The organism is Roseateles sp. UC29_93, assembly GCF_042695725.1.
GTDB lineage: Bacteria > Pseudomonadota > Gammaproteobacteria > Burkholderiales > Burkholderiaceae_C > Roseateles > Roseateles noduli_A.
In genome coordinates this window covers 2,751,179-2,764,290 of sequence record NZ_CP170545.1, presented here as the reverse complement: position 1 = coordinate 2,764,290, position 13,112 = coordinate 2,751,179, and the positions used below count along the sequence as shown (strand labels likewise).

At 69.5% G+C, this 13,112-nt stretch carries 13 protein-coding genes; 11 read left to right on the top strand and 2 right to left on the bottom strand.

What is annotated here, in order from left to right; translation table 11 throughout:
- The first annotated feature begins 22 nt into the window (after positions 1-22).
- Positions 23-1,348: a nitrate/sulfonate/bicarbonate ABC transporter ATP-binding protein gene (locus ACFJIX_RS12810; protein ID WP_377160542.1), complete on the top strand. Its 1,326-nt coding sequence runs from the start codon at positions 23-25 to the stop codon at positions 1,346-1,348.
- A gap of 57 nt (positions 1,349-1,405) precedes the next feature.
- Positions 1,406-2,269 carry a HEAT repeat domain-containing protein gene (locus ACFJIX_RS12805; RefSeq protein ID WP_377160540.1) on the top strand — a complete coding sequence of 288 codons (864 nt, stop codon included), beginning with the start codon at positions 1,406-1,408 and terminating at the stop codon, positions 2,267-2,269.
- On the opposite strand, the gene ACFJIX_RS12800 is transcribed toward ACFJIX_RS12805, so the two are convergent.
- Both ACFJIX_RS12800 and ACFJIX_RS12795 read right to left on the bottom strand, forming a co-directional pair.
- Positions 2,227-2,829, bottom strand: coding sequence for a DUF4411 family protein (locus ACFJIX_RS12800; protein ID WP_377160538.1), 603 nt, complete (start codon positions 2,827-2,829; stop codon positions 2,227-2,229). The genes ACFJIX_RS12805 and ACFJIX_RS12800 overlap by 43 nt on opposite strands.
- Before the next feature lies 1 nt (position 2,830).
- The gene (locus tag ACFJIX_RS12795) at positions 2,831-3,679 is read right to left on the bottom strand and encodes a hypothetical protein (RefSeq protein WP_377160536.1); all 849 of its coding nucleotides are present in this window, start codon (positions 3,677-3,679) and stop codon (positions 2,831-2,833) included.
- Between the two features lie 480 nt (positions 3,680-4,159).
- Between ACFJIX_RS12795 and ACFJIX_RS12790 the strand changes: the two genes are divergently transcribed.
- The 9 genes from ACFJIX_RS12790 (at position 4,160) to ACFJIX_RS12750 (ending at position 13,108) form a co-directional block, all read left to right on the top strand.
- Positions 4,160-5,599, top strand: coding sequence for a Fic family protein (locus ACFJIX_RS12790; RefSeq protein ID WP_377160534.1), 1,440 nt, complete (start codon positions 4,160-4,162; stop codon positions 5,597-5,599).
- A complete protein-coding gene (locus ACFJIX_RS12785; protein WP_377161754.1) occupies positions 5,599-6,516 on the top strand; it encodes a LysR substrate-binding domain-containing protein in 918 nt (305 codons plus the stop codon). The genes ACFJIX_RS12790 and ACFJIX_RS12785 overlap by 1 nt, the downstream gene beginning before the upstream one ends.
- Positions 6,517-6,693: 177 nt before the next feature.
- Positions 6,694-8,373 carry a malonate decarboxylase subunit alpha gene (gene mdcA, locus ACFJIX_RS12780; protein WP_377160532.1) on the top strand — a complete coding sequence of 560 codons (1,680 nt, stop codon included), beginning with the start codon at positions 6,694-6,696 and terminating at the stop codon, positions 8,371-8,373.
- A gap of 22 nt (positions 8,374-8,395) precedes the next feature.
- Positions 8,396-8,719: a malonate decarboxylase acyl carrier protein gene (gene mdcC, locus ACFJIX_RS12775; protein ID WP_377160530.1), complete on the top strand. Its 324-nt coding sequence runs from the start codon at positions 8,396-8,398 to the stop codon at positions 8,717-8,719.
- Positions 8,716-9,627 carry a biotin-independent malonate decarboxylase subunit beta gene (locus ACFJIX_RS12770; protein WP_377160528.1) on the top strand — a complete coding sequence of 304 codons (912 nt, stop codon included), beginning with the start codon at positions 8,716-8,718 and terminating at the stop codon, positions 9,625-9,627. The genes mdcC and ACFJIX_RS12770 overlap by 4 nt, the downstream gene beginning before the upstream one ends.
- An 84-nt stretch (positions 9,628-9,711) precedes the next feature.
- Positions 9,712-10,413, top strand: coding sequence for a biotin-independent malonate decarboxylase subunit gamma (locus tag ACFJIX_RS12765; RefSeq protein WP_377160526.1), 702 nt, complete (start codon positions 9,712-9,714; stop codon positions 10,411-10,413).
- Positions 10,414-10,440: 27 nt separating this feature from the next.
- Positions 10,441-11,121, top strand: coding sequence for a malonate decarboxylase holo-[acyl-carrier-protein] synthase (mdcG, locus tag ACFJIX_RS12760; RefSeq protein ID WP_377160524.1), 681 nt, complete (start codon positions 10,441-10,443; stop codon positions 11,119-11,121).
- A gap of 50 nt (positions 11,122-11,171) precedes the next feature.
- Positions 11,172-12,095 carry a triphosphoribosyl-dephospho-CoA synthase MdcB gene (gene mdcB, locus ACFJIX_RS12755; protein ID WP_377160522.1) on the top strand — a complete coding sequence of 308 codons (924 nt, stop codon included), beginning with the start codon at positions 11,172-11,174 and terminating at the stop codon, positions 12,093-12,095.
- A complete protein-coding gene (locus ACFJIX_RS12750; protein WP_377160520.1) occupies positions 12,092-13,108 on the top strand; it encodes an ACP S-malonyltransferase in 1,017 nt (338 codons plus the stop codon). The genes mdcB and ACFJIX_RS12750 overlap by 4 nt, the downstream gene beginning before the upstream one ends.
- Positions 13,109-13,112 lie beyond the last annotated feature (4 nt).

Genomic DNA, 13,112 nt, shown 5'->3' with positions numbered 1-13,112 from the left:
TGCGATCTGTGAGGAGACCGGCATGACCGCATCCATCATCGAACTCCACGGCGTGGGCAAGCGCTTCCGCTCGGCCGACGGCCATCCGCGTCCCGTGCTGGCGGACGTCGATTTCAACCTGCGCGAAGGCGAGATCGTCGCGCTGCTCGGGCAGTCGGGCTCGGGCAAGAGCACGCTGCTGCGGATCATGGCCGGGCTGGTGCCGGCCGACGCGGGCCAGGTGCGATATCGCGGGCAGCCGCTGTCGGGACCGGCGCGCGGCATCAGCATGGTGTTCCAGTCCTTCGCGCTGTTCCCGTGGCTGACGGTGCAGCAGAACGTCGAGATCGGGCTGGAGGCGCGCGGCGTGGCCAAGGCCGCGCGCGAGGCCAAGGCCGAGGCGGCGATCGCGCTGATCGGCCTGAGCGGCTTCGAGGGCGCGCTGCCGCGCGAGCTGTCGGGCGGGATGCGGCAGCGGGTCGGCATCGCGCGGGCGCTGGTGACCGAGCCGGACGTGCTGCTGATGGACGAGGCGTTCTCGGCGCTGGACGTACTGACCGGCGAGCGCCTGCGCGAGGACATCCTCGAGCTCTGGGACGGCGGTCACATGCCGACGCGGGCGATGCTGGTCGTGTCGCACAACATCGAGGAGGCCGTGATGATGGCCGACCGCGTGCTGATCTTCGCGAGCGATCCGGGAAGGATCCGTTGCCAGCTGTCGGTGCAGTTGCCGCGGCCGCGCGACCCGGAGAGCGCCGACGTGCGCGCGCTGATCGACGAGGTCTATGCGCTGATGACCGCGGGCGCGGCGAGGCCGTCACGCGCGGCGGGCACGGTCGACGCCGCCACGGCGCCGGCGCCGCTGGCCGAGCGCCTGCCGGCGGCGGACGTGGCGCGGATGGACGGCCTGCTGGAGCTGCTGGCCGAGCCGCCCTTCGACGGCCGCGCGGACCTGCCGCAGCTGTGCGAGGAAGCGGGGCTGCCGGACTCCGAGTTGCTGCCGGTCGCGCACGCGCTGGCGCTGCTGGGGCTGGCGCAGCTCGACAGCGGCGACCTGCAGCTGACGCCGCTGGGGCGGCGGTACGTGGAAGGTGCGCATGGACTGCGGCGCGATCTCTTCGGTCAACAGTTGCTCGCCCATGTGCCGCTGATCGCGCACATCCGGCACAGCCTGGAGCAGGAGCCCAGCGGCGTGATGCCGGACAAGCCGGTGCTGAGACTGCTGAGCGAGCACCTCGACGACACCGAGGCGGATGCGGTGCTGCAGACGGCGGTGACCTGGGCGCGGCACGGCGAGGTGTTCGAGTACGACTACAACACCGGAGCGCTGCGGTTGCCGACGGGGGATGAGGAAACGGCGACGCGCTGAAAGAGGCTTCAGCACTGCCAGTAGAGTCGGCACATCGCGTCTTCGAGACTCGCGCCGATGAAACGCCTTGCCCGCAACCGGTTGAAGTCCTTCAGCGTCGATCGCCTGTTGCGTCATGCGCTGAGGCATTGGCATGCCGACGATGGCTGGCGCGCGGTGCAGGCACTGCACGTGCGGGGGTCGCCGCAGCTGCTGGCGACGATCACCGCGCTGTGCACGAGCCTGCGGGCTCGCCGGCGCGCAGTCGGCCTGGCCATCGCCGGGCAGCTGATGCACAAGGTGCAGGGGCAGCTCGCGATGTACGCGGAGGCGGAGACCCATCAGCTGCTGCTGCACGGGCTGTCCGATCCGCATCATGACGTGGTGCGCGCGGCGGTGGCCGGTCTGGGGCACCGTCCGCATGCGGCGAGCGTCGAGGCGCTGCTGCGACTCTCGGCCAGTCCGGACAGCCAGATGCGATGGCAGGTCGCGGTGGCGCTCGGCTCCTATGAGGAGCCGGAGGCGATCGAGGGCCTGATCCGCCTCGCGACGGATCCGTCCGCCGAGGTGCGGGACTGGGCGACTTTCGGGCTTGGCTCGCTGCGCATGGACGACACGCCCGCGATCCGCGCGGCGCTGCGCAGGAACCTGGACGATCCGGACATCGATGTGCGCGGCGAAGCGCTGGTCGGGCTGGCGCGGCGGCGGGACGAGGGGATCGTCGAACGGCTGATCGGTCTGCTGACGCCCGAGTGCCACATGTACGAACTGGATGCGGCCGAGGCGCTTGCCGATCCGCGTCTGGTCGAGCCGCTGCAGGCGCTCTCCCAGGCCACGCCGCGTTCATGGAACGCAGTCTGGCAGGCGCGGCTGGATGAAGCGCTGGCGACCTGCGCGAGTCAATCCGTGCCCGTGGCCACCGAGCGCAGCAGCGCTTCCTGAACGTCCGCAGCCGCTTGTCTCGGCGGTTCGTCCTTCGAGATCTTCGCGAGATTCGCGCCTTCGTACGGCTCGTGGATCGGGCCGAGCACGAAGCGGGCCTGGAGCTCGCGCAGCATCACGTGCGGCTCGATGCAGCGCACGCCGAGGGCGGCGCATACGTCCGGAATCTTGATCCTTTTCTTCGACCCCTTGGCCGACTTCTCCAATGTCACGACCGTGTGACCATGCGCGAGCCCATGCACCACGAGGTACATATCCGCGGAGTCCATGAACTCGTGGATCACGGGATCCAGCAGGGGCTGCCTGTTGACCCATTGCGTGACCGCGTGAATCGCCAGGGCGACAGTGTCATCCGCGGAAAGAAAGAAGCCTGGGGATTGCGCGGCAACCCAGGGCACGATGACGTCATCAGTCAGTTCATCGCGCACCTGGGTGACGCTGAACACTTGGCCATCCGCTTGGCTGACCGTCAGCCATCGCCAGAAGGCGGGACAGAAGTCCATGCCGTAATGCGTTTTTCGGGCTTCCAGGAACACATTCGCATCCAGCAGATAAGCCATCTCAGACCTCCAGATCAAGGGATCGGCCGATCGCGTTGAACACGTCGGTGGATCGGATGCCGAGCATCCGGAATGCCGAGAGGAAGGTCGTCGACGTTCCCCCCGTGTTGCCGATCAGGGCCCGGGTGAAGGTGCGGCTCGACCGGGTGGCGACGGCCAGCCAGCCATCGATGGCGGGCATCGATGGGACGACCAGCTTGTTCGCGGCCACATGCCGATGAAGCCTGTCCACCACCTCCCTGGCGACAACGTCACAGAAGCTCGGCAGGCTGCCGTCGCTGCTGACTGGAGAAGCCGCGGTGCTGATGCCCGACTGTCCGAGCCACAACAAGGCCAGGTGCCTGGCGAGCGTCAGAAGCTGTTCGTCCTTGGGTTGCCGCTCGTTGATGACAATCAACGGCGCCAGATCATCGGCGAGCGTGAAGCCATGTACTTCCTTCCCATCAGGGGAGGCAACCGCTGCATCGGCGACCCACGGACTTGTCATCACAAGAATGCCGGTCGCTTCCGCCATGTCGACGACAACATCGAACAGATGGCTTCGAGGCTCGGGCCAGCACGTCGTCCTTCCGCGCGTACCGAGGAACGCCACGATCGAGGACGCTGCAATGCGTTCCACACCATTCACGGTGATGCTTCCAACGAAGGGAAGCGGGTCCTCGCCCAGCTCAAGGACGTAGTCGCGGTACCACTCCTGACGCACCTCGAAAGGATGGATCGCACGGGACCAGGCGGAGCAGTGCCGGTACCCAGCTTCCGGCTTGTGCAGGTCCAGCAACAGGCGCGGCGGGTTGAGCGAGCTCTCCAGGGCCACCCGCGTCGACAGGCCCTTCAGATTGAGTTGTTGCATGGGCTCATTGCACTGCGCTCTGCCGCGCAACGCGATCCTCAATTCGTTGGTAGATGCGCGTGCAACACCCACGGCAGATGAAGGTCGGTACGCCTGCATCGATGCGTGATTTGAGTGATGCCAGATCCCTGGAATCAGTCGGCGATGACGGCCTTTGCGGCGTTCGCAGCCGAGACTGTTGATCGCCGTCAGGGGATCGCGGGCTCTTTGCTCTCACGCGAATCTGCACCCTGCATTCGCTGCCCGCACAATGGCGCTGCCCTCGATTCCTGTATCCCCGCGAGGTCATCCAACACATCCGCTATAGCGTTTTTTTTGAGAATTCATCTTTCTCTAGCAAAATGAACGCCCCTCTAGCGAATTTGACGTGATGGCCGACATCCATATTGGCTTTCAGCGACTGGTGGAGCGCCACCAACTCCGGCTGGTGCAGCCGCTCTTCACCCGTAGCCGCATCGGCACTCGTCTGCAGCGGAAGAAGTGTCGGGACGGGAGGTCAAGACCTGGACCCCCTCCTATCAGCCGGAAGACAGCCTGCGAGGTCACTTCGAGTTCGGCCTCAAATACGAACGCCTCAATCTGGAGTTCTTCTCCCGGCTCTTCGCGACGATCGATCCCGAGGAGGTTGCCGACTGGGTCAGGCAGGAACCGTCCGGCATCTACGCCCGGCGCACGGCCTTCTACTTCGAGTGGATCACCGGCAGGGAGTTGCCTGTGCCGGACTGCAAGTCGACCGTGGGCTACGTCGACGCCCTCCCCGCGGACCTCTACTTGACCGCCGCACGTTCCGAACGCAATCGCCGATGGCGGGTCAACAACAACATGCCGGGAACGCCGGCCTTCTGCCCGGTGGTCTATCTCGGCCCCGCCCAGCAACGCGATTGGATTTATGACGTCACGGCGGGCGTCAAGGAACTCGACGACCTCTATGGCGCCGAGATCCTCCTGCGCAGCTCGGCATGGCTGACGTTCAAGGAATCGCGCGCGAGCTTCGCCATCGAACATGAGGCCGATCAGGAAGATCGCGTGAAGCGGTTCGCGGCGGTGATCCAGGAGTACAGCGGCCATCTCGAAGACGCGATGTCGCCGGTCAACCTCGACATGCTGCAGAAGGCCGTTCTGGGAGAGGCTGCCTTGAGGACGGGCGTCCGGCAGTCTCCTGTGTTTGTCGGCGAAAGCACGTTCCGGGGGCAGATCGTCCACTACGTCGCTCCGTCTGAAGGCGATGTCGAACCGATGCTGGACGCGTTGCGCGAACTGGAGCTGCGCACGCGCGGCGTCCCCGGTGCCGCTCGCATTGCGGCGATCTCATTCGGATTCGTCTACCTGCATCCGCTGGCGGACGGCAACGGGCGCATCCACCGCTTCCTGATCAATCATCTGCTGGCAGGCGATGGATTGGTGCCGCCCACCATCATCGTGCCGGTCTCCGCCACGATCGCGGGCACCGCCCGGGCGCGGGCGGAATACGACCAAGTGCTGGAGACGATCTCCAAACCCTTCATGAAACGCTACGCCGACGGCTTCCGATTCGGCGAGCCGCGGAAGTGCCCGGACGGCGTCACGACCGATTTCGAGTTCCTCCAGACCGAGGACGCGGGGCATGTCTGGCGTTTCCTCGATCTCACCGCCCACACGCGATACCTCAGCGCCGTCCTGCGACAGACCGTCGAGCACGAGATGGCGGAGGAGGCGCAGCTGCTGCGCCAGAACGATCGGGCTCGAGCCGCCATCAAGCGTGTTGTCGAGATGCCGGACCAGGACGCCGATCGCATCATCCGATCGCTGAAGGAAGGCAACTGGACCGTCAGCAACAAGCTGCGCAAGACGCTGCCCGAGATCTTCCAGAACGACGGCAAGCTGCACGCACGTCAGGAGCGGATCATTGACGCAGTCAAGACTGCGTTCGAGGACACATGATGCTCCCCCGCATCAGCGAAGAGATCACCTTCCGCAAGCTCGAGATCCTGATCACGTTCCTGGAGAGCGGCAGCCTCGCGCGCGCCGCGGAGCGGCTGGGCACGAGCGCCGTCAGCGTGCACCGCGCGCTGCATTCGCTGGAGGCCGGCACGCGCTGCGCGCTGTTCCGGCTCGAGGGCCGCAACCTGCAGCCCACCGACGCCGCCCACGTGCTCGCCGACGTCGCCCGCGAGATCCTCCAGCGCATGGACGAAGGCATCAACGCCACCCGCGCCATCGCCGGCTACGGCGCCGAGCGCATCCGCATCGGCTCGTTGTACTCGCTGACCAGCGGCACCGTGCCGTCGATGATCATGGCGCTCAAGGCACGCAAGCCCGATGTGCAGGCCGAGCTCATCCTCGGGTCCAACTCCGACCTCACCCAGCGCCTGCGCGACGGCACCATCGACGCCGCCGTCATGGGCCTGCCCGAGGCCGCGCCGGAGTTCGAGACCCACGCCCTCTTCGAGGACGACGTCTTCTTCGCCGCCCCCGCCCAGTCCCCCTACGCCGACCTCGAGCGCATCGACCTGCGCGACTGCGCCGAGGAACGGTTCGTCAGCCTGCAGGAAGGCTTCGTCACCTACAGCCGCTTCGTCGACGCCTTCCGCATCGCCGGGTTCGAGCCGCAGATCGTGATGAAGACCAACGACATCTTCTCGCTGATGAACCTCGTCGGCGGCGGCATCGGCTGCACCCTGCTGCCCGGGCGCGTGCGCGGCGTGCTGCCGCCCAGCGTGCGGCTGATCCCGCTCCAGGCAAGCTACGCCGCCGTGCGCCAGACCATCGCGCTGTGTTTCCTGCGGACCCGGGAGCGCGACCCCAACCTGCTGGCCCTGCTGGCCGCCAGCCGGACGCTCAAGCTCGGCGGCCACTGAGCCGGACGCCCCCCGCCTCGTCCGGTGATGTCCAGAGATCTCCGGACATCTCCGGGTATCCCCTCGCCGCCGGCTCGCCAGCAGGGGGCGCCCGGCCGGCAACCGTTCCGCTCCCCGTAATCGTCCCGCGCCCCGGTTGATTGATCGGGTGGATCGGCGCCCGTAACTTCCGTCTCCATGGACCGCACTCCCATGGACACCAAGGCCCGCGACCGCGCCGCCCGGCTCGCCGCGGCCCGCGAAGCACTCGGCTCGCGCCTGGCCGGCAGGCACGCCGACACCGACGCGATCGTCGACCTGCTCCACGCCGTGCTCAAGCCCGGCGACCGCGTCTGCCTCGAGGGCAACAACCAGAAGCAGGCCGACTTCCTGGCCAAGGCGCTGGTGCGGCTCGATCCGACGCGCATCCACGGCCTGCACATGGTCCAGTCCGTGCTCGCGCTGCCGGAGCACCTGGACGTCTTCGAACGCGGCATCGCCAGCCTGCTCGACTTCAGCTTCTCCGGGCCGCAGGGCGCGCGGCTCGCGAAGCTGCTGTCCGCCGGACGCCTGAAGATCGGCGCGATCCACACCTACCTGGAGCTGTTCGCCCGCTACTTCGTCGACCTGACGCCCAAGGTCTCGCTGATCGCCGCGCACGCCGCGGACGCCCAGGGCAACCTCTACACCGGCCCCAACACCGAGGACACGCCCGCGATCGTCGAGGCGACCGCGTTCTCCGGCGGCATCGTCATCGCGCAGGTCAACGAGCTGCTGCCCGAGGGCACCGCCCTGCCCCGCGTCGACGTGCCCGCGGACTGGGTCGACTTCGTCGTGCGCGCGCCGACGCCCGACTTCATCGAGCCGCTGTTCACCCGCGACCCGGCGCAGATCAGCGAGATCCAGGTGCTGATGGCCATGATGGCCATCAAGGGCATCTACGCCGAGTACGGAGTGCAGCGCCTCAATCACGGCATCGGCTTCGACACCGCGGCGATCGAGCTGCTGCTGCCGACCTACGGCGAATCGCTGGGGTTGAAGGGAAAGATCTGCCGCCACTGGGCGCTGAACCCGCACCCGGCGCTGATCCCGGCGATCGAGGCGGGGTGGGTCGAGTCCATCCACTCCTTCGGCTCCGAGCTCGGCATGGAGGACTACATCCGCGCCCGCTCCGACATCTTCTTCACCGGCCCCGACGGCAGCCTGCGCAGCAACCGCGCGTTCAGCCAGGCGGCGGGCCACTACGCCTGCGACCTGTTCATCGGCTCGACGCTGCAGATGGACCTGATGGGCAACAGCTCGACGGCGACGCTCGGCCGCATCGCCGGCTTCGGCGGCGCGCCCAACATGGGCGCCGACGCGCGCGGCCGCCGTCACGCCAGCCCCGCCTGGCTGAAGGCCGGCGAGGAGGCGCGCGGCCATCTGACCGGCGCCGCCGCGACGCCGCGCGGACGCAAGCTGGTCGTGCAGATGGTCGAGACCTTCCGCGAGCACATGCAGCCCGCCTTCGTCGAGCACCTCGACGCGTGGGAACTGCAGCGCCAGGCCGGCATGGACCTGCCGCCGATCATGATCTACGGCGATGACGTGACGCATGTCCTCACCGAAGAGGGCATCGCCAACCTGCTGCTGTGCCGCAGCGACGAGGAACGCGAGCAGGCGATCCGCGGCGTCGCCGGCTACACGGCCGTCGGCCTGGGGCGCGATCGCCGCGCCGTGGAGAACCTGCGCGACCGCGGCGTGATCAGGCGCCCCGAGGACCTGGGCATCGATCCGCGCGACGCCACCCGCAACCTGCTCGCCGCGCGCGGCATGCGCGACCTGGTGCGCGCCTCCGGCGGCCTGTACCGCCCGCCGAAGCGCTTCCGCAACTGGTGAGAGACAACACGAGAGCAATGCCATGACGCCTGTCCCCCCTGGTCTCGAGACCCTGGACTTCCGCTTCGCCGGCTCCCAGGCCCGGAGCGCCTTCGCGCCGGTGCTGGTCGGCGTGGTCGGCTCCGGCAACCTCGAGGTGATGCTCGAGCCGGAGCCCGGCGGCGACTGCGCGGTCCGCGTCCAGACCTCCGCGCGTGGCTTCGCGCCGATCTGGCAGGCCGTGCTGGACGACTTCCACCGCCGTCACGACCTGGCCGGCGTGCGCGTGTCCATCAACGACATGGGCGCCACGCCAGCGGTCGTCAGCCTGCGGCTCGATCAGGCGGTCCAGGAGTTGCAGCCATGACGGTCCTCTCCTACGCCGAATGCTCGGCGCGCGAGCGACTGGCGCTGCTGCTCGATCCGGGCAGCTTCCATGAATGGCTGCCGCCGCAGGAGCGGGTGATCAGCCCGCACCTCGCGCAGCTCGGCGTGCCTTCGGCCTTCGACGACGGCGTCGCGATCGGACGGGCCGTGCTCGACGGTCGGCCGATCTTCGTGGCGGCGCAGGAAGGCGCCTTCATGGGCGGCGGCGTCGGCGAGGTCCACGGCGCCAAGCTCGTCGGCCTGCTGCGCCGCGCCCGGCGCGACCGCCCCGCCGCCGTGCTGCTGCTGCTCGATTCCGGCGGCGTGCGGCTGCACGAGGCCAACGCCGGCCTGATCGCCGTGTCCGAGGTCATGCGCGCGGTGCTGGACGTGCGCGACGCCGGCATCCCGGTGATCACGCTGATCGGCGCGGCCAACGGCTGCTTCGGCGGCATGGGCATCGTCGCGCGGTGCACGGACTTCGTCGTCATGAGCGACCTGGGCCGGCTCGCGATGTCCGGCCCGGAGGTCATCGAGGCGTCCAACGGCGTGGAGGAATTCGACGCCCGCGACCGCGCGCTGGTCTGGCGCACCACCGGCGGCAAGCACCGCTGGCTGAGCGGCGACTGCGACGCCCTCGTCGAGGACGACGTCGCCGCCTTCCGCCGGGCGGCGATCGCGGCGATGGACCGGCTGCCGACATCGCGCCCGGTGACGCTCGACGCACTGGAAGCGGAGCGTGCCCTGCTGGCGCGCCGCCTGGCGCTGCTCGACGAGGCCGTCGACGGCGACGACGCGCAGGTGCTGTGGACACGGCTCGGTGTCGAGGAGGCAGCGCGCGTGCCGGACCTGGACGTGGCCGAGGTCATTCCGCTGCGTCCCTCGGCCTCGTGGCCGTTGACCCGTTGAAATGGTCGTGCGGCCGCGGCGCGAGCGCCCGTACACCAGAGCGGATGAACGGCTGAACGACCGAACCCGGTAGGAGACTCGAAGATGGACTGGAACACCTTGGCGACGACGCTGTTCGGATCGGACCGCGGCCTGACCCTGGACGGCGATTTCCTGCACGGCACCGTCGAGCTCGACGGCGAGCCGCTGACCATCGTGGGCACGACGGGGCATGCGGCGATCGGCGTGAAGCTCGCGCTGGCGCAGACGCGCGTCGTGCTGGACACGCTGACCCGGCATCCCGGCCGGCCGATCCTGCTGCTGATCGACACGCAGGGCCAGCAGCTGCGGCGGCGCGACGAGCTGCTCGGCATCAACCGCGCGATGGCGCACCTGGGCATGACGATCGATCTGGCGCGCCGCCGCGGGCATCGCGTGCTGGGGCTGGTCTACGACCAGGCGCTGTCGGGCGGCTTCATCACCTCGGGCCTGATCGCCGACGCCTGCGACGCGCTGCCGGAGGCCGAGATCCGCGTGATGCGCATCCCGGCGATGTCGCGCGTGACGAAGCTGCCGGAAGAGATGCTCACCGCGCTGTCCGAGACGAACCCGGTCTTCGCGCCGGGCGTCGACAACTACGTGGCGATGGGCGGCGTGCGCCGCTTGTGGACCGGCGACCTGCGGGCCGCGCTGCGGCAGGCGCTGACCGATGCGCCGACCGAGGACCGGCGCGCGGTCGACGGCGCCGAGCGCGGCGGTCGACGGCTGGCCGCCAGCGTGATGCAACGCGTGCTCGACGCCGCCTGACGCCGCCTGACCCCGCTTGAGTCCGCCATGACCCGCCTGCACCGCCATCAACTCGTGCACCTGACGCCCACCGCGTGGGAGCGGCTGCGCGCGATCGCGCGCGACGCCACCGAGCGGGAATGCCTGACGCTGTGGGCCTCGCGCGGCCTGCCGCTGGTGGTGACGCAGCAGCGCTGCGACGCGGGGACCGATCCGGCGTGGATCGCCATGGGGCTGTCGGCGCCGCTGCGCTGGGAATCGCGCCGCATCGGCGTGAGCGTCCCTCGCGGCGAGGTGATGTTCTTCGACGAGTTCCCCACCGCCCGCGCCGTCGCCAAGCTGCTGCCCGCGCCGGCGCGCGCCGCATGGGACAGGTTGTGCCGCGCGACGCACGCCTGCGGTGTGCAGCCGCGCGTCTACGGCAGCTTCGGCTGGCAGGCGCTGTCGGCGATGGGCCATGTGCGGGCCGACTCCGACGCGGACCTGTGGGTGGCCGTGACCGACGCCGAACAGGCCGACCAGGTCGCCGCGCTGCTGGCGGACGCGGAGGTTCCCGGCCTGCGGCTCGACGGCGAGCTGGTCTTCGACGGCGACAACGCCGTGTCCTGGCGCGAGTGGCTCACGTGGCGCGCCGGCGGCGTGCGCTCGATCCTGGTGAAATCCATCGGCGGCAGCCGGCTCGCGACGGCGCTCGGCGAGATCGTCCGCGACGTCAAGGCAGCCGCGTGAGGTCGGACATGGCAGCGCGACATGAAGGCCGCCCAGTCCAGGAGGACACGATGAACAGGCCTGTCCTGGCCCACGACTCCGCGTGGCACAGCGCGTGGCGTTCGGACCGTCACCCCGTGTCCGCCGGGCGCGGACTGACCGCCAGCGACATCGGGCGCGCCGCCGCGGTCGCGCTGCATGACGAACTGGCGCTCTCGCCCAAGCCGGGCCTGGTCACGCTGACAAGCAACGGCAGCCATCGCGACATGGATGCACGGACCTTCATGCGCAGCATCTCATCGCTGCGACGGTACTTCGTCCGCATCGCCCACCTGGGGGCGATGGACGCGGACTTCCCGGCGCTCGAGCGCGCCGGCATCGAGGCCGAAGCCCGGATGCTCGAAGCGACGGGCGGCATCAACACCCACCGCGGCGCGATCTTCCTGCTGGGGCTGCTGTGCGCGTCCGCCGGCGCCGTGGTCGCCGGTCATCGGCGACTGACGCCTGAGTCGATCCGCAGGACGCTGATCGAGCGATGGGGAGCAGCGCTGGCACAGCGCGCGCTGCGGCCTTCGACCTTGCCGGGCGGCACTGCGGCGCGGCGGCTCGGTCTGCGCAGCGCATCCGAGGAGGCCGCGCTCGGCTTCCCCGCCGTCTTCGAGACCGCCGTGCCCGCGATGCGGTCCGCCGTCGCGCGCGGCCTCCCGCGCGAGCGCGCACAGCTCGACACGCTCTTCCACCTGATGGCGACGCTGGACGACAGCAACCTCGCGCATCGCGGCGGGCTGGAAGGCCTGCGCTTCGCGCAGCGCGCCGCGCGCGGTTTCCTCGAGCAGGGCGGCGCTTCGGCACCGGACGCGCTCGCCCGCGCCGACGCGATCGCCACCGACTTCGAGGCCCGGCGGCTCTCCCCCGGCGGTGCCGCCGACATGCTGGCGGCCGTGTGCTGGATGCGGCGCCTCGGTGCGATCGAAGGGATCGAGAGGATCGGGTGAGCGTCGCCATCGTCTTCAGCGGACAGGGCAACCAGCATCCCGCGATGCTGCCGTGGCTGGGCGACGATGCATCGCCGTCCACCACGGCACTGCTTTCCCTCATGTGCGAGACCTTGGACGTTGCGGATTGGCGTGCGGCGCTCGCCGATCCCGCATGGGCGCGCACGAACGCGCACGCCCAGGTGCTGATCACCACGACCGCATTGGCCGCGTGGTCACAGATCGCGCCGCGCCTGGTGTCCGCTTCGATCGAGATCGATGGCGTCGCCGGCTACAGCGTCGGCGAGCTCGCCGCATGCGCGGCGGCCGGCGTGCTCGATCACGCGGACGCGATCGCGCTTGCGGCGCGACGGGCCGCCCTCATGGACGAGGCGGGCCGCGCGCATGCCGGCGGCCTCTGCGGGGTGACCGGTCTCGCGTCCGCGGACGTCGACGACGTCCTGCGCGGCACCGCGGTGAGCATCGCGATCCGCAATGGGGAGGACTCCGTCGTGATCGGCGGGCCCCTCCGCCCGACACTTGGCGCCGTGGCTCCCGAGGCATCCGACGCGTCCGACGCGTCCGACGCGTCCGACATGTTTGACAAGTCGGAGGCACTTGATGCGGTCGAAGCCTCGCTCGCATCGCGGGGCGCGCGCTGCACGCGACTCGCCGTGGCCGTTGCTTCGCACACGCCGCTGATGCGCGCCGCGGCGGAGGGCTTTTCCTCCGAACTCTCCGGCGCCGCCATGCACGCCCCCGCGCTCGCGCTCTTCGACAGCGACGCCAACCGCGTCTGGACCGGCGACCAGGCGCGCGCCGGTCTCGCCCGCCAGATCGCCCACACGGTGCGATGGGACGAGGTCATGGATCAGCTCGCCGCGCGCGGGCCGTCCTGCGTGCTGGAGATCGGCGGTGGCCAGGCGCTCGCGCGGCTCTGGCAGCAGCGGCACCCGCTGATTCCCGCGCGCTCGGCCGACGAGTTCCGCACGCTCGACGGCGTGCTCGCATGGATCGAGCGTTCCGCGCCGTGAGGCG

Coding starts and splice junctions, on each gene's coding strand:
- ACFJIX_RS12810 (WP_377160542.1), top strand. CDS start 23: ATGACCGCATCCATCATCGAACTCCACGGCGTGGGCAAGCGCTTCCGC.
- mdcG (WP_377160524.1), top strand. CDS start 10,441: ATGACCCGCCTGCACCGCCATCAACTCGTGCACCTGACGCCCACCGCG.
- ACFJIX_RS12765 (WP_377160526.1), top strand. CDS start 9,712: ATGGACTGGAACACCTTGGCGACGACGCTGTTCGGATCGGACCGCGGC.
- mdcA (WP_377160532.1), top strand. CDS start 6,694: ATGGACCGCACTCCCATGGACACCAAGGCCCGCGACCGCGCCGCCCGG.
- mdcB (WP_377160522.1), top strand. CDS start 11,172: ATGAACAGGCCTGTCCTGGCCCACGACTCCGCGTGGCACAGCGCGTGG.
- ACFJIX_RS12785 (WP_377161754.1), top strand. CDS start 5,599: ATGCTCCCCCGCATCAGCGAAGAGATCACCTTCCGCAAGCTCGAGATC.
- ACFJIX_RS12805 (WP_377160540.1), top strand. CDS start 1,406: ATGAAACGCCTTGCCCGCAACCGGTTGAAGTCCTTCAGCGTCGATCGC.
- mdcC (WP_377160530.1), top strand. CDS start 8,396: ATGACGCCTGTCCCCCCTGGTCTCGAGACCCTGGACTTCCGCTTCGCC.
- ACFJIX_RS12800 (WP_377160538.1), bottom strand. CDS start 2,829: ATGGCTTATCTGCTGGATGCGAATGTGTTCCTGGAAGCCCGAAAAACG.
- ACFJIX_RS12770 (WP_377160528.1), top strand. CDS start 8,716: ATGACGGTCCTCTCCTACGCCGAATGCTCGGCGCGCGAGCGACTGGCG.
- ACFJIX_RS12795 (WP_377160536.1), bottom strand. CDS start 3,679: ATGCAACAACTCAATCTGAAGGGCCTGTCGACGCGGGTGGCCCTGGAG.